The sequence below is a fragment of the Polyangium mundeleinium genome (assembly GCF_028369105.1).
GTDB lineage: Bacteria > Myxococcota_A > Polyangia > Polyangiales > Polyangiaceae > Polyangium > Polyangium mundeleinium.
The window spans coordinates 9,269,311-9,294,236 of record NZ_JAQNDO010000001.1 but is presented as its reverse complement, the minus strand read 5'-3'; the positions used below and the strand labels follow the sequence as shown (position 1 = coordinate 9,294,236).

At 69.4% G+C, this 24,926-nt stretch carries 20 protein-coding genes; 7 read left to right on the top strand and 13 right to left on the bottom strand.

Annotated features, from left to right (window positions below; translation table 11 throughout):
• Nucleotides 1-13 precede the first annotated feature (13 nt).
• From POL67_RS36795 to POL67_RS36780, 4 genes are all read right to left on the bottom strand, one after another.
• Nucleotides 14-922: an SH3 domain-containing protein gene (locus POL67_RS36795; RefSeq protein WP_271925310.1), complete on the bottom strand. Its 909-nt coding sequence runs from the start codon at nt 920-922 to the stop codon at nt 14-16.
• 70 nt (nt 923-992) lie between these two features.
• Entirely contained in the window at nt 993-1,721 is a 729-nt protein-coding gene (phoU, locus tag POL67_RS36790; protein WP_271925309.1) for a phosphate signaling complex protein PhoU, read from the bottom strand.
• A gap of 24 nt (nt 1,722-1,745) precedes the next feature.
• Nucleotides 1,746-2,531: a phosphate ABC transporter ATP-binding protein gene (locus tag POL67_RS36785; protein WP_308789568.1), complete on the bottom strand. Its 786-nt coding sequence runs from the start codon at nt 2,529-2,531 to the stop codon at nt 1,746-1,748.
• Between the two features lie 27 nt (nt 2,532-2,558).
• Nucleotides 2,559-3,776, bottom strand: a complete 1,218-nt coding sequence (locus POL67_RS36780) for an ABC transporter permease subunit (RefSeq protein ID WP_271925308.1) — start codon at nt 3,774-3,776, stop codon at nt 2,559-2,561.
• A gap of 234 nt (nt 3,777-4,010) precedes the next feature.
• On the opposite strand from POL67_RS36780, the gene POL67_RS36775 reads away from it, so the two are divergent.
• A complete protein-coding gene (locus tag POL67_RS36775; RefSeq protein WP_271925307.1) occupies nt 4,011-4,838 on the top strand; it encodes a siderophore-interacting protein in 828 nt (275 codons plus the stop codon).
• Nucleotides 4,839-4,972: 134 nt separating this feature from the next.
• Entirely contained in the window at nt 4,973-5,974 is a 1,002-nt protein-coding gene (locus POL67_RS36770) for a DUF6607 family protein (protein WP_271925306.1), read from the top strand.
• A gap of 40 nt (nt 5,975-6,014) precedes the next feature.
• On the opposite strand, the gene POL67_RS36765 is transcribed toward POL67_RS36770, so the two are convergent.
• The 3 genes from POL67_RS36765 to POL67_RS36755 all read right to left on the bottom strand — a co-directional run bounded on the left by POL67_RS36765 (nt 6,015) and on the right by POL67_RS36755 (nt 10,811).
• Nucleotides 6,015-8,195 (bottom strand): alkaline phosphatase D family protein, encoded by a 2,181-nt coding sequence (locus tag POL67_RS36765; protein WP_271925305.1) that lies wholly within the window; start codon nt 8,193-8,195, stop codon nt 6,015-6,017.
• 70 nt (nt 8,196-8,265) lie between these two features.
• Nucleotides 8,266-10,101 (bottom strand): HAMP domain-containing sensor histidine kinase, encoded by a 1,836-nt coding sequence (locus POL67_RS36760; RefSeq protein ID WP_271925304.1) that lies wholly within the window; start codon nt 10,099-10,101, stop codon nt 8,266-8,268.
• Complete coding sequence (locus POL67_RS36755; protein WP_271925303.1) at nt 10,098-10,811, bottom strand: response regulator; 714 nt, start codon at nt 10,809-10,811, stop codon at nt 10,098-10,100. The genes POL67_RS36760 and POL67_RS36755 overlap by 4 nt, the downstream gene beginning before the upstream one ends.
• Before the next feature lie 168 nt (nt 10,812-10,979).
• Here POL67_RS36755 and ndk point away from each other — a divergent pair, with 168 nt between their 5' ends.
• From ndk to dapE, 4 genes are read left to right on the top strand one after another with little or no spacing between them, the layout of a single operon-like run.
• Nucleotides 10,980-11,408 carry a nucleoside-diphosphate kinase gene (ndk, locus tag POL67_RS36750; RefSeq protein ID WP_271925302.1) on the top strand — a complete coding sequence of 143 codons (429 nt, stop codon included), beginning with the start codon at nt 10,980-10,982 and terminating at the stop codon, nt 11,406-11,408.
• A complete protein-coding gene (locus POL67_RS36745) occupies nt 11,405-12,244 on the top strand; it encodes a hypothetical protein (protein WP_271925301.1) in 840 nt (279 codons plus the stop codon). Before ndk ends, POL67_RS36745 begins: the two co-directional genes overlap by 4 nt.
• Nucleotides 12,245-12,266: 22 nt before the next feature.
• Nucleotides 12,267-13,094, top strand: coding sequence for a 2,3,4,5-tetrahydropyridine-2,6-dicarboxylate N-succinyltransferase (locus POL67_RS36740; protein WP_271925300.1), 828 nt, complete (start codon nt 12,267-12,269; stop codon nt 13,092-13,094).
• Entirely contained in the window at nt 13,091-14,173 is a 1,083-nt protein-coding gene (gene dapE / locus POL67_RS36735) for a succinyl-diaminopimelate desuccinylase (protein WP_271925299.1), read from the top strand. Before POL67_RS36740 ends, dapE begins: the two co-directional genes overlap by 4 nt.
• A gap of 138 nt (nt 14,174-14,311) precedes the next feature.
• Here dapE and POL67_RS36730 read toward each other — a convergent pair whose 3' ends face one another.
• The 6 genes from POL67_RS36730 to POL67_RS36705 all read right to left on the bottom strand — a co-directional run bounded on the left by POL67_RS36730 (nt 14,312) and on the right by POL67_RS36705 (nt 22,355).
• Nucleotides 14,312-14,890, bottom strand: a complete 579-nt coding sequence (locus POL67_RS36730; protein ID WP_271925298.1) for an adenine phosphoribosyltransferase — start codon at nt 14,888-14,890, stop codon at nt 14,312-14,314.
• Between the two features lie 11 nt (nt 14,891-14,901).
• Nucleotides 14,902-15,690, bottom strand: coding sequence for a 5'/3'-nucleotidase SurE (surE, locus tag POL67_RS36725; protein ID WP_271925297.1), 789 nt, complete (start codon nt 15,688-15,690; stop codon nt 14,902-14,904).
• A 2-nt stretch (nt 15,691-15,692) separates the two neighbouring features.
• On the bottom strand, nt 15,693-17,342 hold the full coding sequence (locus tag POL67_RS36720; protein WP_271925296.1) for an aldehyde dehydrogenase family protein: 1,650 nt from the start codon (nt 17,340-17,342) through the stop codon (nt 15,693-15,695).
• Between the two features lie 119 nt (nt 17,343-17,461).
• Nucleotides 17,462-19,360 (bottom strand): hypothetical protein, encoded by a 1,899-nt coding sequence (locus POL67_RS36715; RefSeq protein ID WP_271925295.1) that lies wholly within the window; start codon nt 19,358-19,360, stop codon nt 17,462-17,464.
• Between the two features lie 508 nt (nt 19,361-19,868).
• A complete protein-coding gene (locus POL67_RS36710; protein WP_271925294.1) occupies nt 19,869-21,671 on the bottom strand; it encodes a c-type cytochrome in 1,803 nt (600 codons plus the stop codon).
• Nucleotides 21,672-21,899: 228 nt separating this feature from the next.
• Nucleotides 21,900-22,355 carry a hypothetical protein gene (locus POL67_RS36705; RefSeq protein ID WP_271925293.1) on the bottom strand — a complete coding sequence of 152 codons (456 nt, stop codon included), beginning with the start codon at nt 22,353-22,355 and terminating at the stop codon, nt 21,900-21,902.
• A gap of 838 nt (nt 22,356-23,193) precedes the next feature.
• Here POL67_RS36705 and POL67_RS36700 point away from each other — a divergent pair.
• Nucleotides 23,194-24,846, top strand: a complete 1,653-nt coding sequence (locus POL67_RS36700) for a hypothetical protein (RefSeq protein WP_271925292.1) — start codon at nt 23,194-23,196, stop codon at nt 24,844-24,846.
• Nucleotides 24,847-24,926: the final 80 nt, after the last annotated feature.

Genomic DNA, 24,926 nt, shown 5'->3' with positions numbered 1-24,926 from the left:
TCCGCGTGGAAATTCAGAGTCCGATCGCGCCGCGGTAGATCCAGCCGGTCTTGCCGCCCGTCTCGACCTTGAACCAATCGTTCCGGCGGCCGACGAGCTTGATCTTCGTCCCGCGTACGAGCCGCGCCACGACCTCGCCGTCCTTGGGATCCTTGCGCACGAGGGCCGTATCCCAACTCACGACGCCGGTGCCATTGGCCTCGGCCTCGCTCGTGGTGCTGCCGGCGGCGGCTTCACCCTCGCCGGCCGGGGCCTCGGCCTCCTCGGGCGCCTTGCCGGGCGGGTAGAACGTGAGGCCGTATTGCACCGTGTAATTGCGGTACTTGTTCGGGACGTCCTCGAGCGGGAGGTTCGCGAAGGCGCGCGAGGCGCACTGCACGATGCCGGTGACGGTCGAGGCCGGGATCGTCGTCTTGTCCTTCTTGTTCTTGACGACGTGGACTTCTTTTTTCTCGAAATCGATCTCCAGGCCGAGCGTGAGCTTGCCGGAGAGGCCGACCGCGGAGGGGCACTCGGCGAGGCCCTGGAGCTTGGGGACCGCGACGGGGTCGAGCTGGAGGGCCCCGCAATCGGTGACCTTCTTGTTCTTCTTGTCCCAGCAACGGCTGATCTTGCCGGGCCCGACGGCGACGGTCTGCTTGTTCGACGGCGCGGCGGCAGGCTCGGCCGTCGGGGCGCCCGTGGGCGCGGGCGCAGCGGCAGGCGGCGCGGCCTGGGCGGAGGCCGTCGGCGGGGCCGTGACCTCGGCCTGGGCCTTGAGGTCGCCCGGCACGTTGGGGCCGACCTTCACGCCCGCGAGCTTGGGCCAGGCGACGCCCAGCACGAAGCCCACCGCGGCGACGATTCCGACCCGGGACCATGCGGGCCTTTCGTCGGCCGGCGAGGGCCTCTCGATCGTGACGGGGCGCGTGGACTTCGCCATGGGCCGTGCCGTAGCACAAGTTCCCGGGCTCTCAGCAAGTTTTGCGCGAGGCACGGGGCGCGAAACGCCTTCAGCCGGGCTTGCCTTCCGCGCCTTCGTTCGCAGGCGGAGCGCCGGTCTCGTAGCGCCGATTGTGGTGCCGGATGTCCTTGCCGGTGACCAGGAAAACCACGGTTTCGGCGATGTTCATCGCATGATCGCCGATACGTTCGAGGTACTTCGCGATCGATTGGATCCGCGTGGCCCGATAGATCGTGGTCGGGTCCGAGGTCATGAGCTCGAGCAGGCGCTTCCAGATTTCGCTGTAGTGCTCGTCGATCGCCTCGTCCCGCGTGAGAAGCTCCGTCGCGCGGTCGACGTCGCGCTCGACCAGCGCGTCGAGCGCCTCGTGCACCACGAGCGTCGCCTCGTCCGCGAGGGCCACGAGGTCGAACGTGGCGCCGAGCGGCGGCTCCTCGTTCAGCTCGGCCACGCGGTCGCAGATGTTCACGCCGAGGTCGCCGATCCGCTCGAGGTCCGTGACGATCTTCAGCGCCTTCGTGACGAAGCGCAGATCCGAGGCGACGGGCTGGCGCATGGCGAGGATGCGCATGCAGAGGTCGTCGATCTCGCACTCCAGCCGGTTGATGCGCCGGTCCATCTTCATGGTCGAGCGCGCGAGGGTCGTGTCCCGCGTGGCGAGGGCCTGCATCGCCTTGCCGATCATCTCCTCGACGAGGCTGCCCATGAGCAGCAAGCGATCGCGCAGCGTGCGCAGCTCGTTCTCGTAGACGCGGCTCGTGTGCTGACCCTGGGGCATCGACCTTCGCGTGATCCTTTCAGCTCAACCGAACTTCCCTGTCACGTAATCCTCGGTTCGTCGCTCCCTCGGGTTCGTGAAGATCCGATCCGTTCGATCGAACTCTACCAGATCTCCCTCGTGGATGAACGCCGTGTAGTCGCTGACCCGCGCGGCCTGCTGCATGTTGTGCGTGACGATGACCACGGCCACGTGCTCGCGCAATTCGTGGAGCAGATCCTCGATGCGGCTCGTCGCCACCGGGTCGAGCGTGCTCGTTGGCTCGTCCATGAGCAGGACCTCGGGGCCGAGCGCGAGCGCGCGCGCGATGCAGAGGCGCTGCTGCTGGCCCCGCGAGAGGCTCGTCCCAGGGCGGGCGAGGTCGTCCGCGACCTCGTCCCAGAGGGCGGCCTTTTGCAAGGAGCGCTCGACGAGCTCGTCGGGGCGCTCGACGGGAAGGCCGTTCAGGCGGAGGCCGGCGAGGATGTTGTCTCGCACGGACATGTGTGGGAACGGGTTCGGCTTCTTGAAGACCATGCCGACGCGGCGGCGGACCTCGGCGGGGTTCGTGCCGGGGGCGTAGATGTCGGCGCCGTCGAGGAGCACGCGCCCTTCGACGCGGCTCCCCGGCGTCATCTCGTGCATGCGGTTCAAGCACCTGAGCAGCGGGGACTTGCCGCAGCCGGAGGGGCCCATCAGCGCCGTGACGCGCTTGTCCGCGATGCGCAGGGTGATCCCGCGGATGAGCTCCTCGCGGTCCGTCCACGCGCGGAGATCCTCGGCTTTCATCTTCACCGGGGGCTCGCTGTCGTGCGGGTGGTCGGAGGTCATACGGGGATCCGGGGTTTTTCGCGGGCGCTAGGCCGCGACGAAGAGCTTCCAGGGTAGCGCCGAGAGCGAAAGCGCGCCGATCCACGCGAGCGGCGCGGTCTCGACGGCCGCGCGGGCGAGCGAGCGGAGGGCGCCGCGCCAGATGCCGGGCATCGCCGCCGGCAGCACGACCTCGCGCAGCGTGCGCAGTCGATCGGCGCCGAGCGCGAGGCAGGCTTCCCGCAGCGATCCGGGCACCGCGCGGAGCGCCTCGCGGAAGGCCGTGGTCATCCGCGGCAGGAGGAGGAGCGCGAGCATCGCAGCGCCCGCGAGCGTGCTCTCGCCGGAGCCGAGTACACGCACGAAGATCGCGAGCCCGAGCAGGCCGTAGACGATCGGCGGGGCCGCGGCGAGCGTTCGGGCGAGCTGCTCGACGCGCGCCATGCGTTTGCCGCGAGGCGCGTACTCTTCGAGCCACGACGCGGCGCCGATCGAGGCGGGCACGGCCATCGCGAGGGCCAGGGCGACGAGCACCAAAGCGCCCTCGATCGTTACGGAGAGCGAGGCGCGCGCGAGGTGGCTCGACGCTTCGAGGACCCACACGTCCCACCCGCCCTGCGGCGTGTGGCCCGTGATGATCACCAGGATCATCACCTCGCCGAGCGCCCGCGCGACGGCGAAGAGCAACGCCGCGCCGATCCCGCCGCGTGCAGACTTGAGGACGATGGAGTTCACCGTCGCGAGCTTGCTTGCGCCGAGCGCGTACGCGCCCTCGCTCAGGTTTTGCGGGACCGCGGAGATCACGTGCTCGCACTGCGCCGCGAAGGACGGCAGGATCATCCCGCCGAGGGCGACGCCCGAGAGGAGCACGGGGTGCGCGGCGAGCGCCGGCGTGAGCAGGGCGATCGCGAGGTAGCCGAGGACGACCGTGGGCAGGCTCGCGAGCACGTCGAGCGTCGGCGCGAGGACACGGCGCGCGCGGGGTCCGGCGAACTCGCTCAGGTAAATCGCGGCGACGAGGCCGAGCGGGAGCGCGACGAGGACGGCGACGAGCGTGGCGAGGACGGTGCCTGCGAGGAGTGACGCGAGGCCGCTCGGCGCGTTCGCCATGAGCCCCGATGCACCGAGCGTCCGGAGAAACCCGAGTGCCTCTGCGGCGAGCAGGCCTGCGATCACGAGCGTGGCGAGGACGCTGCAGAGCGCGCAGAGGAACAGGAGCTTCGGGACGACGACGTCCGCGAGCGAACGCGTGACGCGGGTGCCCACAGGGTCGTCGTACCCGTGCTGTGTGACAGGACCGTGACAGAGGGGTGGAGCGGCGAAAAAAATGCGGAGACGGAAGCGGAAGCGAGTGGAGGCGAGCGGGAGTTTGACGCGCCGCGATGGTCGGTCTCGTCGGGCTGGGCCGCCTCGGCAGCCTCGATGCAGAGCGCGACGTGCAGCATCTCGCTTGCCCGCTCGACGCCGTCCGCCCATCTCTGTGTCCGCAGGAGTGCCTCCATGAACCGTGAAGACTCGCCCTTCGAGCTCGTTCGTCATCCGCTGAAGGTTCGCCGTTTGGTCGTCGCCCGCGTCCGCGATCTCTCGCCACGGATGCGTCGCATCACGCTCGGTGGCCCCGAGCTCGAAGGCTTCGTCTCCCTGGCCCCCGAGGATCACGTAAAACTCTTGTTCCCCGCCGAGGGACAATCCGAGCCTGCGCTGCCCATCGTCAACGAGCGCGGTGAAATGCAGCCGCCGCCGGGCGCACGTCCGATCGCGCGCGACTACACCATCAGGGCGCGGCACGCGGACACCGTCGACATCGACTTCTTGTTGCACGGGCATGGCGTCGCCTCCTCCTGGGCGGGGCGCGCGACGCCGGGCGACGTGCTGGGCCTCGCCGGGCCGCGCGGCTCGCGCCTGCTCCGGCTGCAACCGGCGTGGCAGCTCTTCGTCGGCGACGAGACGGCGCTGCCGGAGATGACACGTCGTCTGGAGGAGACGCCGGCGACCGCGCGCAACTTCGTGGTGGCGTTGGTGGAGGACACGAGCGACCAGGTCGCGTGGCCCGAGCTTGCCCGGCCAGGCGTGGAGACCCGCTGGGTGCACCGTGCGGACGTGGGCGGAGCGGGGGACGTGGCAAAGCGGCTCGTGGACATCGTGCGCGCGACCGAGCTTCCCGATGCGGGCGATGGCTTCGCCTGGCTCGCCGGGGAGGCCTCCGAGACCTCTGCAGTGATGCGCCTGCTCGTGCGCGAGCGAGGCTGGGAGCGCGCACGCGTGCACGCCTCGGGGCACTGGAAGCGCGGCGTGGTCGCGCACGATCACCACGAGCCGCTGGGCTGACGTCCGTCGGTGTCGGTCTTGGACGGACGCGGGCGGCGGGGGTGACCAGGATCAGGAAGGCAGCGCGCGTTTGTTTCGTGTGCGCCCTGGTTCGATATTGACTTTCATTCTCAACTTCATCTACGAGGCTCCACATGCGCATTGTGGCTCTGGCTCTGGCGACGACGATCCTCGTGGGATGTGGACATGCAGGGGGCGCGCGAAGCGAGCGGCTCGCCCAGGGAGTCCCCCGCTCCGAGGCCTGGTGCGGCCCGGGCGCTGCCGCCTTCGACTGCGACCGCCGCGCGATTCTCGCGATGGCCGGCAGCTACCGCGTGTCGTTCCACTTCGACGAGACGACGGTCCTCGAGCCGGGCTACCTCCCGCGCCCCGCGAAGGACGTGACCGGCACGGAGGCCGTGGTGGTGGTGAGCGACGAGCCGCGGCGCATCGAGCTCCAGCACCTGCTGGTGCTTCCCGCGGGCATGGTGGTGAAGCACTGGCGCCAGGTGTGGGTCTACGAGGCGCCTGACCACTTCCGGTTCCTCGGCGCACAACAGTTCGACCGGCGCACGCGCAGCGAGCAGGAACGCACGGGCACGTGGACCCAGCTCGTCTACGAGGTCAGCGACGCGCCGCGCTACGCCGGCAGCGGCACCTGGGTGCATCAGAAGAGCTCGTCGACCTGGACCTCGGAGTCGACGCTGCGCCCGCTCCCGCGCCGCGAGTATTCCTCGCGCAAAGACTACGATCTCCTCATCGCCGAGAACCGGCACACCATCACGCCGCTGGGCTGGACCCACGAGCAGGACAACACCAAGGTCATCCGCCGCGACGGCGTCGAGCGCCCGCTGGTGCGGGAATTCGGTTTCAACGAGTACACCCGCATCGCCGATCCGCTGAGCGCTGCGCAGCGCTACTGGAAGGAGACCGCCCCGTTCTGGGCCGTGGTGCGCGCCCGCTGGGACAAGCAGCTCGCGGACGGAGCGTTGTCTTTGGCCTACCCCGTCAACGAGGAGACGCTGCTCATCGACGTGCTCAAGCGCGCCGAGGCGTTCCGCAGCAAGCCTGATCTGGCAGAGGCCGAGCGCTGGCTCGACACGCACTTCGGGAAAATGGTGCGCGCCGAGCCCGCCGCGGTCAGCGACGCTCGTTAGTGTCCTGGGACGGACGTCCGCTGCAAAACGACGCGCCTCATCAGGCCCACATCAGCGTTTCCGCATCCCACCGCTTCCACGCGCCGTCGATCTCCTTGAAAAGGTCGCTCCCTCCAGCGACCGTCTTGAACCGCACCTTTTTCATCTTGGCTGCGAAATCGGCCGTCTTTCCGGCGTAATTCGTCGTGACCTCCTTCCCGGCGACCGAGTGCAGGGTCACGACGATCTCCGCGGCGCTCACCTCGGCAATGGCATAGCCGTGCGTGTTGCTCTCGGCGTGGGCGAGGTGGGGGTTCACCTTCGTTTCCGTGTCGAGCACGAGGTCGTCGATCTGGAACGCGAGCAGCGGGGCCGCGGGGATCTGGCTCAGGACGGGGTCGCCCTTCACCTGCGAGCTGAGCTCGTCGCGAAACGGGGTCGAGGAGACGGCGCCGGTCATGAATTCGACGATCTTTTTCGTGGGATCCTGCTCGGACCATGGCGTGCCGACCATGAACGTGTGCAGGTCGCCGGTCAACGCGACCACATTGCCGAGCGCGCCGATCTTCCCGAGCAGCTCGTTCCGTTTGTCGCGGAACCCGTCCCAGCCCTCGACGCCCATGTAGAAGCGGCGCTGCACGCTCGCCGGGATGCCCGCGATCTGGCGCAGGTCGACCTGGACGGGGACGATGTTGAACTCGTTCGCCCATACCTTCCACGTCGTCGTGGCGTTCGTGAGCGTCTCCAAGAACCAGGCCTCCTGCGCCTCGCCCATGACGTCCTGGGTCTTGGGATCGGCGGCGTAGCGGAGCGTGCTGAAGACGTCGAACGCGTCCTTGTGCACGAAATACCGCGTGCCGATCTGCGCATAGAAGCCGACCTTGTTGAGGTCGAAATACGAGAGGCCCCGCGGCTGGCCCGCGGGATCGATGGTCGGGATCGGCGGATCGGGCGGGGTTGCGCCGCCGTTGATCTGGGCGACGACCGCGTTGATGTAATCGACGCTCACGTTGCCCGTGACCTTCGCGACCTCATACCCCGCGGCCATCGCGACCTGTGAAAGGACACCCTTGTAAAGGCCGCCTGCGTACGTCTCGATGTCGACGTAGGGCGTGGCGACCGTGGGACCGGGCAGGCCCCCGGGCGAGGCCGTGAGCGTGGCCTCGTCGAAGATGACCGCGCCGGGGAAGGCATCCTCGGGGATCAGGTGATCGGGCCGGTAGCTGCGGAGGTCGGTCACGACCAGGTGGATGTGTTTGCCGAACGTGAAATCGCGATAGATGCGGATATCGTTCGGAACCTCGGCGGCGGGATCGTACGTGAATGCGGGATCGTCGGCATAGTCGACGGGCTGGTACTCGAACCATGCCTGGTTTGCCGCCTTCCGGCGCGCCACGTCGAGCTCGCTCGCCCGGCCGCTCAGGTACGTGGCGTTCGCGCCCCAGCAGTCGTTCGAGAATTCGTGATCGTCCCAGGTCGGGATCATCGGGAATTTTTCGTGCATGGCCTGGAGCGCGAGGTCGGAGCGATAGGTGCGGTAGAGATCGCGGTAGTTGTCGAGGGATTTCGCCGCGTAGAACTTCACATCGCCGCTCGCCCCGAGCTCGATCGCGGAGGCCGGGTCGCGGAAAACGACCTTGCGTGCATCGTCCGGCGTCTGGAACGAGGGGTCGCCGGTCGTCTCGTAAATGTAATCGCCGAGGTGCACCACGAAATCGAGGTCCTCGTTCCCCAGCGCGAGGAGCGTGTTGTAATACCGACCCACGAAATCCTGGCAGGAGACGAAGGCGAAGCGCACCGGCACGTCCGCGTCCTCCTCGGGCGCCGTCTTCGTGCGGCCGACGCGGGACACGTAATGGATGCCGCCGCGCTCGTAGACGAATCGGTAATAATAGGTCTTGCCGGGTTCGCCGACGATCCGCGCCTTGACGCAGTTGTCGTAGGCGGCGAGGGCCTGGAGCTTGATGGGCTCGGAGACGGGCTTCGTGAATGCGGAGTCGAGCGCGACCTCGAGCTCGATGTCGAGGTCCCAGCCCGCCTTTTCGCTGTCGACGACGCGCGTCCAGACGACGACGCTCTTCGGGCGTGGATCCCCCGAGGCGACGGATTGCGGGAAATATCCCGTCCCGTCCACGAGCTCGCGATTGCCCGCAGTGCTCGAGGTATCGTCGCCGCATCCAGGAACAAAAGCGGCGCCGAGGGTGACGACGGTTGCGCGAAGGAAGCTTCTACGGCTCAGCATGACGGAAATGTGCCAGAGCCGGGGGCCGCAGCAAAAGCCCGAACGGATTCTTTTTGTCTCGCGGTGAAAGCTACATCCGGTCGCGCGACGCCCGTTCACCCGTGGGCGGAAGTCGCACCGTGAACGTCGAGCCTTTTCCGAGCTCGCTCTCCACGTCGATCGTGCCGTTCATGAGCTCCACGAGGTGCTTGACGATACTGAGGCCGAGGCCCGTGCCTCCGAGGTCACGCGAGCGGCCCGCGTCGACGCGATAGAAGCGCTCGAAAATGCGGCCGAGGTGCGCCGGCGGGATGCCAGGGCCGTCGTCCTTCACGCTGAGCTCCACGCCGCCGCCGGCCTTCGGGCGCGCCGTGACGACGACATGCGCGCCCTCGCCGGCGTATTTCGTGGCGTTGTCGCACAGGTTCATGAGGACCTGCTCCATGGCGCGGCGATCGATGCGCGCCGGCAGCGGGCTCTCGGGGCGCTCGACGCGGACCTCGACCTTGCGGCGCCGCGCGGCCTCGTCGAGCAGACGCGCGACATGCGTGACGGCGGGAATCACGTCCTGCTCGACGAGCTTCAAGCGGTAGTTCTTGCTCTCGATCTTCGAGAGATCGAGCAGGTCGTCGACGAGCTGGCGCAGGCGTTTGGCGTGACGATCGATGACGTCGACGAACTCGGCGGCCTCTTCGGGCTCGGCGAGCGCGCCGGCGAGGAGCGTCTCGGCCGCGGTGCTGATGGCCGTGACCGGCGTGCGGAGCTCGTGCGAGACGTTCGCCACGAAGTCGGTGCGGATCGTCTCCAGGCGCCGGAGGTCCGTGACGTCGTGGAAGACGGCGATGAGGCCGCGATCGTTGGTGGTCTGACGATCACGATCCTTGCGCGTCGGGAGCTTGGAGACCCGCACGAGGAGCTTGCGCGGGAGCAGGCCCGAGAGCTCGACCTCACGCACGACGGCCTCGCTCCCCGCAGCGGCGCGATCGAGCGCTTCTTGGAGCGAGGCGTTGCGGATGACCTCGATCACGCTCTTGCCGATCGTGCCTTCCCCGACGAGCGTCATGCCGCGCAGCGCGCGGTTCGCGAGGACGATCCGCGCGTCGCCGTCGGTGACGAGCACGCCCTCGTTCATGCCGTCGAGGATCGAGGCGAGGAGATCCCGCTCGTCGCGGAGCTCTTCGATCGCGGCGAGCAGCTCACTCGACAGGCGGTTCAAGGCACGACCGAGCTGCGCGGTCTCGTCGGTGCCCTGCGCGGGCGCGTGGATCGCGAGGTTGCCGCCGGCCATCGCCAGCGCAGCCTCGGTCAGGCTACGGACGGGGCGCGTGAGCAGGTACGTGCCGAATGCGCTCATCGCCACGGCCGCGGCGATCGCGACGGCGATGCCGACGAGCAAGAAGATGCGCGCGCTCCCGATGGCCGCGTCGACGCCGGTGAGCGGCACGGCGATGCGCACGACGGAGACGCCGTGCTCGGGCTTGGGGTAGCGGCGCGCGGCGTAGATCATGCGCTGGCCGAGGGTGCCGCTGTAGCGGAGCGCGCTGCCGGTGCCGGTCGCGAGCGCGGAAGCGATCTCCTCCCGCGCGGCGTGGTTCTCCGTCCGCAAGACTTCGTCGTGCGTGAGCTCGGAGTCGCCGAGCACGGCGCCGCCCGGGGCGATGAGCGTGATGCGTCCCCCGGCGAGCGTGCCGAGCTCGTCGGACAGCGCGTCGAGCGTGGCGCCCTCGGCGCACGGAGAGTGCTCGCAGCGGCGCCGGACGATGTCCTCGCAGAGGCGGAGCTCGCCGGTGAGCTGCACCATCGTGCGCTCGATCATGAGCGCTTCGAGCGAGCGGGAGCCGAAGCGCTCGATCGCGAGGCCCGCGAGGAGCATGAGCACGACCGACGCGAGGATGAGCTTCGCGCGGATGCCGAGGCGGCCGATCATTCGTCGGCGGGCGGGGAGAGCTCGCCGGGCTCGGCGCGGAAGCGGTATCCGACGCCGCGCACGGTCTCGACGTAGTCACCGGCGAGGCCGAGTTTTTCGCGTACGCGCTTGACGTGCGTGTCGACGTTGCGGGCCGTGACGTCGACGTGCGAGCCCCAGACCTCGTCGAGCAAGACGTCGCGGGTCATGACGCGCCCGCGGCGATCAAAGAGCACGACGAGCAGCTTGAACTCGAGCGCGGTGAAGGCGATCTCCTCGCCGTTCACCCACGCGCGGTGCGCGGCGCGATCGACACGAAGGACGCCGAAATCGATCTTCGCGCCGTCGGGCTGCGGGCCCTCGGCGCGGCGCAAGATCGCACGCGCCCTCAAGATGAGTTCGCGCACGGAAAAGGGTTTGACGACGTAGTCGTCGGCGCCGAGTTCGAAGCCGACCACGCGATCCACCTCTTCCCCCTTGGCCGTGACCATGATGACGGGGATGCTGGCCGTCTCCGGGGACTGCTTGAGGCGCTTGCACACCTCGGTGCCCGGCATGTCGGGGAGCATGAGATCGAGGATCACGAGGTCGAACGGCTCTTCTTTGACCGCGCGGAGCGCAGTCTCGCCGTTCATCGCGGAGACGACGTCGAACCCCGCCTGCTTGAAGTTGTAGGACAGGACGCGCTGAAGGTCGCGCTCGTCCTCGACGATGAGAACGTTCGTCGGCATGCGTGGGCCCCACCTCTAGCAGCCTTGTGTGACAGGCGCGTGGCGTGCGGTCCAGCATGGGGGCGAGCCGAGCCATGGCGGGCGTCTCCCTTCCAATTCGGCAAGAACGACGCGCCGGCGCGAGCTTTTCTTGCGCGCACGCCCTCTTTCTTCTAGTAGGGGCGCGTCATGGCACTGGAGCGCACTCTTTCCATCGTCAAGCCCGATGCGGTCGAGAAGAACCACACGGGTGCGATCATCGCCCGCCTCGAACAGGAGGGCTTCATCGTTCGCGCGATGAAGCGCGTCCACCTCACCCGCGCGGAGGCCGAAGGCTTCTACGCGGAGCACCGTGGACGCGGCTTCTTCGACGAACTTTGCGCGTTCATGTCGCGCAGCCCGATCGTCATCATGGCGCTCGAGCGCGAGGACGCGATCGCGAAGTACCGCGAGGTCATCGGCGCGACGAACCCCGCGAACGCCGCCGAAGGTACGATCCGCAAGCTGTACGCCGCGAGCGTCGGCGAGAACGCGGTGCACGGCTCGGACAAGCCCGAGTCCGCTGCGCGCGAGATCGCCTACTTCTTCGCCGGCTACGAGGTTTCTCCCCGCGCGTGACCGGATCGGCGCGCGCAGAAAGCCCGCTCGCCATCGCCCGCGGCGCGGTCCGTGAGGGCCTCGCCGCGCTCGAAGGCTTCGGCGACCTGCTCGGCTCACGCCGCATCGGGCCACGCGCCCTCGCGGTCGCGTTGAGCGAGATGGTCCCGGCCTGCGAGGCGCTGCGCGCGTCGTTCGTCGCGCTCGAGCTCGCGTTCGTCGCGACGCTCGCCTCCGATCTGGAAGCGCAAGATCAAGCCCGCACCCTCGGCACGCACGCAGGCGCGTGTGTCGCCGCCCTCTCGTCCGCCTTCTCCGATGGCGGATCGCTCTCCGATGCGCGGCGGCGCCTCGCCCTCGAAGCCTCCGTGCGCAAGCACGGGGCCGAGCTTCGGGACACGTTCGCGATCGCGGAGCTCTTCGCCGCGTCCGTCACGCCCGCGCCCACGGAGCTCGATCTCGTCGACGTGCTGGAGCAACGGTTCGGCGCGAATCGCGCGGCCGAGGAGGGGATGATTCGAATCGCCGTGGAGGCGCCGCGGCCCTCGTGGCTCGTGGCGGATCGGCACGTGCTCGGCGGGCTCGTCGAGCTCGCGGCGCCGATCGCCTCGCGCCGCGGGACGGTGACGGCGCGGCTCGGCGTCGCGCGTCCGTCCAGCGGGGGTCTCGTCATTCGCTTGAGCCCGGCGCCGCGGAACGCGCCGGCGACGCGGCTCGTGCTGTCCGTGACGGCGCGGGGCGAGGTGCCGAGCTCGCTTGGGATCGCTCACGTGGCCGCGCGTCGCGCGAAGCTCGGGCTCACGATCGACGCAGCCGCGGGGATCGTCTCGATCGAGAGCGAGCGCGAGGCGACGTGAAATCCGTGCTATCCCGGCCGGGATGAACCTCGCCGACTCCCTCGCGCCGCTCGTCTCGGCCGCCTTCGCCGATCGTTCCCTCCTGAAGGATCCCGCGTACGAGCGCGCCGTCCTGCAGACGATCGACGCGCTCGATGGTGGCGTTCTCCGCGTCGCCGAGCCCGTCTCCGAGGGCCATTGGGTGACGCATGCGTGGGTGAAGCAGGCCATCCTGCTCTACTTCGCCGTGCAGAAGATGTCGGTGATGGAGGCGGGGCCGCTCGAGTTCCACGACAAGATCCCGCTGAAGCGTGGCCTCGACGCCGCGGGCGTGCGTGTCGTGCCGCCGGGCGCGGTGCGGTACGGCGCGTTCCTCGAAGCCGGCGCGATCGTCATGCCGGGCTACGTGAACATCGGCGCGCGCGTGGGCGCAGGGACGATGGTCGACACGTGGGCGACCGTGGGCTCGTGCGCGCAGATCGGCCGCGACGTTCACCTCGCAGGCGGCGTCGGGATCGGCGGCGTGCTCGAACCGCCGGGCGCGCAGCCCGTCATCATCGAGGACGGCGTCTTCGTCGGCTCACGCGTGATCGTGGTTGAAGGCGTGATCGTGGAGCGCGAGGCCGTGCTCGGCGCAGGCGTCGTGCTCACGGCGTCGACCGCGATCCTCGACGTGACCGGCGCGGAGGTCGTCGAGCACCGCGGGCGCGTCCCCGCGCGCAGCGTCGTCATCCCCGGGATGCGGCCGAAGCGTTTCCCAGCGGGCGAGTTCGGCGTGCCGTGCGCGCTCATCATCGGAAAGCGGACCGAATCGACCGATCGCAAGGTCTCGCTCAACGCCGCGCTCCGGGACTTCGCGGTGGCGGTATGAGCGAGGTCGAAGCGCGGCTCGTCGAGACCCTTCTTTGGCTCTGCAACATTCCCTCGCCGACAGGCGAGGAGCGGCGGATCGCCGACGCCGTCCAGGAGCGCGTCTCCCGCGCGCCCCTCGCCGCGCCGCCGCGCCGTCACGGCGAATCGATCGTCGTGCCTGTCACGCGAGGCACAGGCGGCCCGCGCATCGCGCTCGCGGGGCACCTCGACGTCGTGCGCACGTCCCACGATGGTCCACCGCGCGTCGAAGGCGACAAGCTCTACGGTCCCGGCGCCTCGGATATGAAGTCGGGTCTCGCGCTCATGCTCGACCTCTTGGAGCACGGCGCGCGCGAGATCACAGGCACCGATCTCACCTTGATCTTCTACGCCCGTGAGGAGGGGCCGTACGTCGACAACGAGCTCGGCCGCGTGCTCGCAGACGATCCCGAGGCCACGGCCGTGGATCTCGCCGTCTGCATGGAGCCCTCGGACAACAAGCTGAGCCTCGGCGCATCAGGCTCGATCCACGCGCGCGTGACGTTCGAGGGCCGCACCGCGCACAGCGCACGGCCGTGGCAAGGCGAGAACGCGATCCACAAGGCCGGCCCGTTCCTGACGGAGCTGGGCGCACGCGAGCCGCGCACGGTGATCCTCGACGGGCTCACGTACCGCACGGTCACGTCCGCGACCCTGGCGGAGGGCGGTCGTGGTCGGAACGTGGTGCCCGACGCCTTCACGCTCAACCTGAACCACCGCTTCTCCCCCGACACGTCGATCCCCGGAGCCCAACGCGACATCGAAGCGCTCGTCGCAGGCCGCGCAAACATCGAGTGGACCGACCTCTCCCCCTCTGCGCCACCCCACGCGTCCCACCCGCTCGTGCTCGCCCTGAAGGACGCAGGCGTCGCCGGCGTCGAGGCGAAGCAGGCATGGACCGACGTCGCGCGCTTCGCGGCCCTCTCCGTGCCCGCCGTGAACTGGGGACCCGGCGTGAACGCACAAGCGCACCAGCGAAACGAGTGGACGTCGATCCCACTGCTAGCGGAAGGTCGCGCGATCCTCCGCCGGTTCTTCGAGGCGATCGGGCGGCGGTAGGATAGCCACAGCCCCGTTGGAAGAACTGCGCATCGCGCAGTTCTTCCACCCTCGGTCCAGGCCGTGCCTGGTCCGGGTCCAGGGGCGGACAGCCCCTGGTCGGGTCCGGGGTGAAACCCCGGCGCAACGGCCTGCGCCTCAGCCGCCGACGTGCACGAGCGAGTACACGGCTTGCCGCGCGTTCTCGCTGTCGAGCTTCGATCGCCCCGCCAGGAAGTCGAGCTCCACGACGAAGGCGAAGGCTGCGACGACGCCGCCTTGCCTGCGTGTGAGCTCGGCGGCTGCGCTTGCTGTGCCGCCTGTGGCGAGCACGTCGTCGATCACGAGCACGCGTGCGCCTTTCGGGATCGAGTCCACGTGCATCTCGAGCTCGGCCTCGCCGTATTCGAGCGCGTAGGTCAGCCGATCCGTCTTCCAGGGCAACTTGCCTAGCTTCCGCACGGGGACGAAGCCTGCGTTGAGCCGCGTCGCCACGGCGCCGCCGAAGATGAACCCGCGTGACTCGATCCCCACCACCAGGTCGATGCGCTCGCCGATGAACCGCTCCGCGAGCAGATCGATCGTGATGTGCAGGGCCCGCGGATCGGCGAGCAGCGGCGTGATGTCCTTGAACAGGATGCCGGGCTTCGGGAAGTCGGGCACGTCCCGCAGCTTGGATTGCAGGTACGCGAGCGCATGCGCCCCGGGCAGCTTGTCGGGATCGAACGTCGTCGTCATCGCGGACGAGCCTAGCCTTCGCGTTTGCTGAGGGAAACGGCCGCGCACGTTGCCACGCAGAGGTCGCGGTGATCGGACGACGTGAGATCCTGCGTCAGGGGTGTCACGCCGACGGCGCCCTCGTCGAAGGCCTCGGTGTCCGAGCCGTGCACGTGATCGTGACGCACGCCGCCGCCGCCGATCCACAGGTACTCCTGCCCGCGCGGATCCTCCCGGAAGATCACGCTCTCCGTGTAGAGCCGCGCGCCGAGCTTCGTGGCACGAACGGGCCACGCGTTGCCTGGCGGCACGTTCACGTTGAAGAGCGGCGCGCGTGCGGACGGCGTGCGCCGGAAGGCGGCGAGCGCCTCCATCGCGATCCGCGCGCCGAGCGCGGCGGCTGCGGCGCGATCGGCCTTCGCGTCGGCGGACACCGCGACGGCGGGCACCCCGCGCATCGCGGCCTCGCGCGCGGCTGCGACCGTGCCCGAGTAGAACACGTCCACGCCCAGGTTCAGCCCGTGGTTCATCCCTGACACGACGAGATCAGGCTTGCGCGGCAGCACCCGGCTGTTCGAGTGCATCGCCACGTAGACGCAGTCGGCCGGCGTCCCGTCGATGGCGAACACGTCCTCCGACACGTTCCGGAGCCGTAGGGGCCGGTGCAGGCTGAGCGAGTGGCTCGTGGCGCTCTGGTTCACCTCGGGCGCGCACACGATCACCCGACCGTAGTGGGTGAGCGCTTGATGCAGCGCGCGCAGGTTCTCTGCGGCGTAGCCATCGTCGTTCGAGAGCAGAATCAGCGGGCGAGAGTCCTCCACGGTCATCCTCCGAGCAGGCGCTTCGGCAGCGCAGCGACGAGCTCGAAGACCGCGGCGATCCGGCCGAACAAGCCCGCCCCACCCCGCACGCGCGCCATCGCGAAGGCGATCTTGCGCAGCACGGGCGTGTAGGGGTACCACCAGAGCTCGCGCGCGGCCTTGTTGCGGTCTTCGAGCACGAACTGCGGCCGCGTCAGCTCGCCCAGGGCGTGCGGACTGTTCGTGATGCCGTACCCGCTCTCGCCCGTGCCCGTCCAGGGCGCCGCGGCCACGGCTGCCGTGAAGCCGTGGTTGTTGATCGTCACCACGCCCGTCTTCAGGCGCCGCGCCATCGCGTGCGCCGCGCCCACGCGCCGCGTCCACAAGCTCGTCGTGAGACCAAACGTCGACGCGTTCACCCGCGTGATCGCGTCCTCCACGCCGTCCACGAGCACGATCGGCAGGATCGGCCCGAACGTCTCCTCCCGCAGCAGCGGCGTGTCCTCGTGCTCGAGCTTCACGACGGTCGGCGCGAACGCGAGCGATCCTGCCTCGGGCGCGCCGCCGGCGAGCACCTCGGCCCCGGCGGCTTCGGCCTCCGCGAGGTGACGCCGCACGATGTCGCACTGCCGCGACGTCGTCAGCACCGCCGTATCGCGGCCCGGCTCGAGCTTCTTCGTCAGCTCCACGATGCGCGGCACGATCTTGTCCGCGATCTTCCGATCCACGTACACGCGCTCGATCGACGCGCAGTTCTGCCCGGCGTTCGTGAACGCGCCCCAGACGATGCCGTTCGCCGTCCGCTCGACCAGCGCGTCGGCGAGCACGATGGCCGCGTCCTTGCCGCCGAGCTCCAGCGAGCACGGGATCAGCCGCTCCGCGCAGCGCACGGCCACGCGCCTCCCCGTCGCCACGCTGCCCGTGAACACCACGACGTCCGCCTCGTCGACGACCGCCGCGCCCACGTCCCCGCCGCCTTGCACGAGCGCGAGCAGCCCCTCCGGCAAGAGCCCTTCGAAGAGCGACGCCACGAGCGCGCCTGCCCGCGGCGTGATCTCGCTCGGCTTGAAGAGCACCGCGTTGCCCGCGAGCAGCGCCGGCACGATCGTTCGAAGCGGGATCGCCACGGGGTAGTTCCACGGCGTCACGAGCCCGACGAGCCCGCGCGGCGCCTTGTGGATCCGGCCGATCTTCCCGGGATACGAGAGCGGATCGAACTCGACCGTCGTGCCTTCGAGCAGCTCCTCGATCGCGTCGGTCCAGTACTCGACGAGGTCCGCGTTCGGCAGCACCTCGGCGAGCGCCGCCTCCTCGACGGGCTTGCCGCACTCGCGGTGCACGAGGTCCGCGATCTCCTCGGCGCGCGCGAGGATCCGCTGCTTCACGGGCGCGATCACGCTCGCCCGCTCCCGCGCGGTCTTCGTGGCCCACGCCTGCTGCGCCTCGCGCGCCTTGCGGGCGAGCGCCGGGACCTCGCTCGCCGACGTCGCCGTCACGGCCGGCAGGGCGGATCCATCGAGCGGGCTTTGCGTCGGGAAGGGGCCGCTCGCCCCCGTCGTCGCCTGCGGCGCTCGAGGCGCCTCTGGCGCGCTGGCCTCGCCCGTCTCGTTGGTCTCGTTCGTCTCCGGGGCGTCCTGCGCCTCGGCCGCCTGCCCATCTTGCTGCACGTCCATGCGGCGCGGAGCCTACCATTCCGCCTGCGGCTCCGCGCCACCCGCGTTCGAAACGAAGAAGCCCCGAGGCCTGGGGACCTCGAGGCTTCCTCGCACGTGCGCCGCTCGCGCGGCGGCCCTCAGGGCACGTTGATGGTGACGGTGTTCGCCTTCTGGCAGTTGATCACGGCCGACTGACCCGGCGTGAGCCACTTGGCCTTCGTCGGGTTCGTCTCGCCGAGCTCGGCGAGGCGGACGAACTTCGGACCGCAGTCGACCTCGAGCGCCTCGCCTGTGTTCCCGACCAGCTTGCCGGTCAAGAACACGAGCGCCGCCTTGTTCGAGCTGACGGTCAGGACCCCGCGCGTCGGGGGCAACGTCGCCGGATCCTTCGCCGGCGGCGCTTCCGCCGTCGGCGCAGCGCTCGCGCTCGCCGCAGGCGCGGCCGAAGCGCTGCCCGCAGGCGCGGCCGACGCGCTCCCAGGCGGAGCCGCCACAGCGCTGTCCGTGGGCGCCGGCGCGGTCCCCGCGGTGTCCGTGGGCGTGGGCGGAGGCGCTGCCTTCTCCGTCTCGGTGGGCGTGGGCGGAGGCGTCACGGCGCCGCCCGTCGTTCCGGGCTGCGCCACGCCAGGGATCCAGCCCTTCTGCATCGCGACGAACACGCCCGCGCCGATGAGCAAGAGCGCCGCGGCGACGAGCAGCCACCCGGGCAAACCCTTCTTCGGCTCCTGCGTCGGCTTCGTCTCCTCGGGCTCCTTCGCCACGACGACAGGCTTCTTCTCGACCGGCGGCTTCTTCTCGACCGGCGGCTTCGTCTCGACGACAGGCTTCTTCTCGGCCTCGGGCTTCTTCGGCGGGAGCGGCGGCTTCGCGACCGGCTTCTTCTCCGACTCCGGCTTCGGCTCGAGCTCCGCAGCGCCAAGCTCGATCGAGGCGGCCTCGGGCTCGGGCTTCTTCGCAGGCTCCGGCTTCTTCTCGGACGCGGGCAGCGTCTCCGGCTCGGCTGCCTCGAGTTCGATCGCGGCGGCCTCGGGCTCGGGCTTCTTCGCAGGCTCCGGCTTCTTCTCGGACGCGGGCTTCGTCTCGATCTCGACAACAGCCTCAGGCTCGGGCTTCGTCTCGACGACCGGCTTCCGCTCGGACACCGGCTTCTTCTCGGGCTCGGGCTTCACGAGGGCACCCAAGAGCGCCGCGCTCGGCTTCGACGTCGAAGCAGGCTCGAAGAGCTTCGTCGGCTCGGCATCGTCGCCGTCGCCATCCTCGACGATCGCCGAGGGCAAGCCCGTGCTCGTGATCTCCGGCTTCTTGTCGGTCCCGATGAGGGCCTCGATCTGCTCAGGCGCAAGCGCGAGCGGCGCCGTGATCGCATCCGCGTCCTGAAGCGGCGGCGGACGGGAATCACCCGCCTCGTCCCCATCGCCGACACCAGGAATCGTCCTCTTGAGCTCATCCACCGGCTTGACCGCCGGCTTCGTCGTGATGGGCGTCGCCGCAGGCGTCGCGAGCTTGGGCATCGCAGCCGCGGGCTTGGTCGCCGCAGGCGTGGCAGGCGGCGTCGCAGCCGGCTTCGCAGCCGTGGTGACGGGCGAGATGGGCTTCGGGCCCGGCACAGCCGCAGGTTTGGCAGCCGTCGGCGCAACGGCCGCCGGCTTCGCGCCCGTCGTGACCGGCGTGATCGGCTTCGGACCCGGCACAGCAGCCGGCTTGGCAGCCGCAGGCGCAGGTTTGGCCGGGACCGCCGGCGGCGTCTTCGGCGTGCCCTCCTTGAGGCCAGGCAGCGGAGCCGCGATGGCAACAGCCTTCGGCGGCGGCGCATTCGCAGGCGCGTCGTCCCAAAGATCCTCGCCGATGTCGGGCTTCTTGGTGGCGATGGGCGTCGCCGCCTCAGCGATCGCAGGGATCGGGGCGCCCACCACGTCGTCCCCCGGCCTCACCGCGAGCAAGCCGAGCCCAGCCCGCTCAGGCCGAGGCAACGCGGCGTTCTTCTGAACCTTGTCAAGGAGCGCTTCCAGCGCCGCGATTCGTTGTTCGACGTTCACGCCTCGGGAGTCTACCCAATCACGCGCCCCATGACGAGGATCCGACGGGACGCGCAAAAAACTTGCGTCCGCGTTGGGGGCGTGGCGCCGGGGTTTCACCCCGGACCCCGTCTGTTCAACGATGGGGCTACGCTCGGCAAGCCGAGCTACGCCCCAAACCCCGGGGTTGTCCACCCCTGGACCCGGACCAGGCACGGCCTGGACCGAGGACGACAGCGCGCGATGCGCGCTGTCGACAGGGAAAGCGTCCCTAGCATGTAGGGCAGCGCCGCTGTCTTGGTTGGCGCAGCGCTGCTGTCTTGGTTGGCGCAGCGCTGCTGTCTTGGCTGGTGCGGCGCTGCGGTCTTGGTGGGCGGGGTTGCTCGTGGTCTTGCCACGGGCCCGTCGGAGAAACCGCGCGTTGCGCGGTTTCTCCGTCCCCGGTCCAGGCCGTGCCTGGTCCGGGGTGCAGGGGGCGGACAGCCCCCTGCTGGGGTTTGGGGCAAAGCCCCAACCTCTCCCTCTCTCTCTACAGCGTCTCGAGGTACGCCACGAGGTCGTCGACCTGGGCGGGGGTCAGATGGGACGTCACGCCGTGCTTGTCGCCGCCGCCGCAGGCGGGGCTGAAGCGGTCGCGCAGGGTGGGGGCGCAGCCGTCGTGCATGAAGGGAGCGCGGTCGGCGAGGCCCATCAGGGTGGGCACCTGGAAGGCCTTGCCCGTGCCTACGTCGGCCCAGTCGTTGTTCGTCAGCTTGGCGCCGCTGTGGCAGCTTGCGCAGGCCACCTTTGCGTCGAAGTAGAGCTCCTTGCCGCGCTCCACGGCCGTCGTGTCGGCGACCTCGGCTTTCGGCAGCACGGGTTGTGCGTCGATCCAGCGACCGACGAGACGCGACTGACGCGGGCCGAGTTGCGTCCCGCCCATTCGGTTCACGAACACCTCGCTCATGATGTGGCCGAGGTCTTCCATGTCGCCGTCCCAGTGCAGCGGCGCCGTGGCCAGGATGCCGCCGCGGATTGACTGCGTGCGACGCGGCCCGATCGGGTTGAAGTTCCAGGTCCGGGCGTCATCCATCGCTTCCGGGTGGCAGGAGGCGCAGGCGAGTGAGCTGAAGCCGTTCGCGCTCCTGTGGAACACGTCGTGGCCCGTGTCCTTGCGGGTCTCGCCGGGCAGATTGATCATCTGCTGCGTGTTCGGCAGGTAGATCGCCGCGGGCTCGCGCAGTTGCACCGCGAGCTCACCGTCGCCCCAGTATTGCGCGGCGATCGGCTGGCCGGGCACCTGCTCGCTGAACGACGGATCGCAGCCCGTCGGCTCGCCGACCGTGATCGAGGCCCGCGACGTTCGCAGGATTGCGTTGTTGCCGGCGGCGACGATCGTCACCTCGTCCTGGTTCGGGGCGATTGCGATGTCGACGGGCAGGGCCGTGCCGGAGAGCGACGCGGCGCCGAGGGGCGGGATCACGATCGGCACCTCCTCGTTGCCGGGCTCCACCTCGGTCACCGTCGTTTGCACGATGCTCCCGTCGCAGCCGCCGCCGCTGCCGTAGCCGCCGGGCTGCTCGATCACCACCGGCGAGGATGACGCGCGCTGGTGCACCATCAGTGCGCCGCCGTTCGGCCGGGACACCATGCGCCATGCCACGGCTGGCTCGAAGCTCGCCTCTCCGCCGGTGAACGGGTCGAAGGTCTTCACCGGGGCCGGCTTTTCTTGCTGGATGATCTTCCCTTCGAGGCCCACGACGAGCACCTCGGCGGAGCGGAAGCGGCTCACGAGCAGCCTGTTGCCGTCCACCACCACGTCGCGCAGGTCGCGGCCGAGCTTCACCACGCGCGTCGCCGCGCCGCCGCTTGCCGGCAGCGTCACGAGTTCGCCCGTGTTGCATGCCACGTGGAGGCGGTCGAAGGAGGCCTCGTAGGCGATGCCGCGCGGCGTCGCGCAGACTTGGCGACGCTCGACCAGCTTGCCGCTGGCCACGTCGATCGTGGCGACGGCGCCGCCGGAGCGCAGCGCCACGTGGGCGCGGCCACTCTTGTCGAAGGCGACGCGCCCGGGCTCGTCGCCTTCTTCGAGGGCGACCTTGGCTTTCAGCGTGCCGGCTTCGAGGTCCACGATCCAGACCATGTCGCGGTCTGGGTCGGCGGCGATGGCGGTGTGACCGTCACCTGCGATGGCGAGGGTGCCACCTGAGATGGCAGGGGGCGAGACGGCGGCGACGGCGATGTCCTGGTTGGGGACGAAGGTATCGTCGATGCCGGAGCATCCGGCGGCGATGCTGGCGCCGGCGAGGGAGACGAGGAGCAGGGCGAGCGGGCGTCGAAGATGGGTTCGCATGAGGCCTCCGCGCTTCGCCTGGCAAATAAGAAGCCAACCTCTGTCGGATTCTCGCCGCTTCCGGGGTTCGCGCCAACTGCGCGGACATGAAACGGAATCCGAATCGGGGTGCGGGGCTCCACTTCGGGGGGAGGCGCGTGTGACCGTGAAAGAGGGTTCGCGCTGGGCGGGAAACGATGTGCCAGCCGGCGCCGCTATGACGCAGATGTCAGAGGGGGGCGCTCTTACCTAGACCAGTTCGAAGACTTGGTCGAAGGAGTCGCCTTCCATGTCGACGAGAATTCGCTGGTCGGTGGCTTCGATGCCTTCGAGGCGCACGGAGAAGAGGAATTTGCTCGCGCTCAGCGTCTCGGCGCCGCGGAAGCGCAGCGTGGCGCCGCCTTCGACGAGGCGGGCCTCACCGGTGACGCGGGCGGCGATGCGGAGGTCGAATCGCTTGAGGGGGATGCGCAGGGCGGGGCCTTCGTTGGAGAAGGTCATCGTCGTGCCTTCGCGCCGGAAGACGGCGTTGCCGCGGGCTTCGAGGTGTTTTTGGACCTCGGGCTTCAATCGATCGCCTGCGACGCTCTGCACGATGGAGAGCAGCGGCACCTCGCCTCCGTCTCGTACGGCGGGGACGAGGGTTTCGAGCAACTTTACGACGGATGCGCGTAGCTCCGGGCGCCGGTGGGACTGGACGGGCATCGATACCTCCGAGGCTTCGGCTACTCGATGTCGCCTCCACCGCGAAAGAGCAAATAGAATCGCGCGGTGCGTCGGAGACGGAAAAGGGCGTGCAAATACGCCGACGAGGGGTCTGCGCGGCCCCGGTGGGCTTTGGCGAAGCGCCAACGAGAGGTCCGGGCGCCCCGGGTCGGCTTTGGGGGCGCGTCAAAGAGAGGTCGGCGCGTCCGAGGGGGGCATTGGCGAATCGCCCCCGAGAGGTCGGCGCGTCCGGGGTGGGCCTTGGCGGTGCGCCCCCGAGAGGTCGGCGCGTCCGGGGTGGGCTTTGGCGGTGCGCCAAGGAGAGGTCCGGAGGTCCCGGGGGCTCTTGGGCGAAGCGCCATAGAGATGTCGGCGTGACCCGAGGGGGCTTTGGCTGTGCGCCAAGGAGGACGCCGGGCGGCCGGAGGGGGCAAGGGCTGCGCGCCAAGGCGAGCGCCGGGCGGGCGGAGGGGTCAAGGACCGCGCGTCCGGTGGGATTCCGCGCATGTTTCGCACGGGGGGCGCGCGCGCCGAGCACAGCCTTGGCGCACGAATGCCGCGAGTGCCGGCAAACCACGCCGCTCCGGTGGGGTCGCTTCCGAAAATAAATGTGGAGGTTGGTAATGCGCGGCCCCGCGGCGTCCAGCCGTTCCCATTAAAAATCTCGACGACGTCCCGGCTGCCTGTCATTGAATTGCTCGTGACCGACACCGATTGACGCGCCGGCCTCATTCGGCCCCGAAAGCGCGCACCGGCATCCTTCGTTTGGCCTTCGTCCTCGCGGCGACCGCGTCGGCCCGGCTCGGCCATTCGCACACCTCCTTTGAAAGGCGCACCCATGCACCGTTATCATTCCAATTCTTGTATTTCTCTGCTCGCCCTCCTCCTCGCCGCCTCCACGGCCTCGTGTGTCGCCTCCGCGGACGACGCCCAGGAAGACGGGATCGAGGCGGCCGAGAGCGATACGGACGCGACGAGCGATACGGACGGCGACGAGGGGAGCGACGAAGATGTCGCGGAGGACACCGTCGCGGAGGCCGCGTCCGAGGAGAACGTCGAGGAAGCCGAGGCCGAGAGCGCGCTGTCGGCGCCGCGCGCCGAGACGGTGCGCCTCGTCGCCGGGCAGGGCGGCTCCGGCGTTCAGCGCGTCAATTTCGCGATTCCCCTGGCCCCCGGGGAGCTCTCCGACGAATCCATGATTCGCGTGGTCCACGAGGGCCGCGACCTCGCCGTCGCGCACCGCGGCCTCGCGCTCCACGCGAACGGCAGCCTCCGGAGCGTGCAGATCCAGGTCGACGTGCGCGTCGCCGGGGAGACGGAGATCCAGGTGATCCTGGGCGAGGCGTCGAAGGCCGGCGCGCTCGCGATGGTGCCCGTGCAGCGGACGCTGGTGGACGCGGACGGGGCCGAGGGGCCGCGCGTGTACGCGCTCCTTTCGCCCGCGCGGCTCGCGAAGAGCGGCGTGATGGGCCTGATCGCCCCGGAATCGGAGACCGCGAACTCGCCGTACGACCATTGGGCGAAGGTCTGCGATTACGAGAAGCACGACGTGGACGCGTTCCTCCCGAAGAAGGGCGACCCCGCCGTCTGGCTCTACGATCGCGGCACCACGTTTTATCGAGGGTATGCGCGGAGGGGCGACGTGGAGACGCTCCGCACGGCCTACCGCGAGACCGCGATGTATCGCGCCGGCATCTCCGGCAGCGGGAAGACCCTGACCATCGGTATCCCCAAGAAGGCGAAGGATCCGAAGTACCATTACACCCAGAACCTCGCGATCCATTACCTCCTGACCGGCGACGACCGCTTCCGCGAGGCCGCCGAGAACGTGGCCGAGCGAATGGCCTCGATCTGGAGCCCCCGGTACAAGGGGAAGGACACGGGCCTCTGGACGGAGCGTCACGCGGGCTTCTTCCTGCTCGACATGACCTACGCGATGATGGTCTCCGACGATCAGGGCGAGCATTTTCGAGAGCTCGCCGACGACGCGGTCGACGCCTACCTCAACGTGCAGGCGACGTATCCACAAGGGTATGGGGATTCGAATGCCCGTTGCTTCGCGCACCACGCCGGCGCGCACGGCGAGGATTACGGGTACTTCGGTTGCAGCCCCTGGATGAGCGCCATCCTCGCCGACGGCCTCGATCTCTACGCCAGCGAGCGGGGCGGCCAGCGCGCAAACCAGGTGCACACCGCGATCGTGAAGCTCGGGCGCGCCATCGCGCGCGACGGGATGGACAGATCGGGCAAGCCCTACTACTTCATGGGCGAAGGCGGCTCGGGCCGGGGCGAGGAAGACCCCGACAACGAGCACTGGGGTGAAGCCGCGTATGTCATGGCCATGGCCTACCACTACTCGCACGACGCCAAGCTGGCGAACGCCGTCGGCGGGCTCGTGGCGAAGCTCCAGCAGCACGGCCGGGCCCCGCACATGCGGAGCTTCAACTGGCAGTGCCGGAGCGCCGTGGCCACGCCAGCCTACATGCGCTGAGACGCGCGTCACGACCCGGGGGTCACGAATCGACGTGACCCCGTCGTGATGCTGCGGCATGTGAAGTCGTGCAAGGGCGC

Bases quoted from the DNA above. Each gene is read 5' to 3' on its own strand.
- POL67_RS36785 (WP_308789568.1), bottom strand. From the start codon at position 2,531: ATGACCTCCGACCACCCGCACGACAGCGAGCCCCCGGTGAAGATGAAA.
- POL67_RS36700 (WP_271925292.1), top strand. From the start codon at position 23,194: ATGCACCGTTATCATTCCAATTCTTGTATTTCTCTGCTCGCCCTCCTC.
- POL67_RS36705 (WP_271925293.1), bottom strand. From the start codon at position 22,355: ATGCCCGTCCAGTCCCACCGGCGCCCGGAGCTACGCGCATCCGTCGTA.
- POL67_RS36710 (WP_271925294.1), bottom strand. From the start codon at position 21,671: ATGCGAACCCATCTTCGACGCCCGCTCGCCCTGCTCCTCGTCTCCCTC.
- POL67_RS36755 (WP_271925303.1), bottom strand. From the start codon at position 10,811: ATGCCGACGAACGTTCTCATCGTCGAGGACGAGCGCGACCTTCAGCGC.
- POL67_RS36770 (WP_271925306.1), top strand. From the start codon at position 4,973: ATGCGCATTGTGGCTCTGGCTCTGGCGACGACGATCCTCGTGGGATGT.
- phoU (WP_271925309.1), bottom strand. From the start codon at position 1,721: ATGCCCCAGGGTCAGCACACGAGCCGCGTCTACGAGAACGAGCTGCGC.
- POL67_RS36775 (WP_271925307.1), top strand. From the start codon at position 4,011: ATGAACCGTGAAGACTCGCCCTTCGAGCTCGTTCGTCATCCGCTGAAG.
- ndk (WP_271925302.1), top strand. From the start codon at position 10,980: ATGGCACTGGAGCGCACTCTTTCCATCGTCAAGCCCGATGCGGTCGAG.
- POL67_RS36730 (WP_271925298.1), bottom strand. From the start codon at position 14,890: ATGACGACGACGTTCGATCCCGACAAGCTGCCCGGGGCGCATGCGCTC.
- POL67_RS36740 (WP_271925300.1), top strand. From the start codon at position 12,267: ATGAACCTCGCCGACTCCCTCGCGCCGCTCGTCTCGGCCGCCTTCGCC.
- POL67_RS36720 (WP_271925296.1), bottom strand. From the start codon at position 17,342: ATGGACGTGCAGCAAGATGGGCAGGCGGCCGAGGCGCAGGACGCCCCG.
- POL67_RS36765 (WP_271925305.1), bottom strand. From the start codon at position 8,195: ATGCTGAGCCGTAGAAGCTTCCTTCGCGCAACCGTCGTCACCCTCGGC.
- POL67_RS36795 (WP_271925310.1), bottom strand. From the start codon at position 922: ATGGCGAAGTCCACGCGCCCCGTCACGATCGAGAGGCCCTCGCCGGCC.
- POL67_RS36760 (WP_271925304.1), bottom strand. From the start codon at position 10,101: ATGATCGGCCGCCTCGGCATCCGCGCGAAGCTCATCCTCGCGTCGGTC.
- dapE (WP_271925299.1), top strand. From the start codon at position 13,091: ATGAGCGAGGTCGAAGCGCGGCTCGTCGAGACCCTTCTTTGGCTCTGC.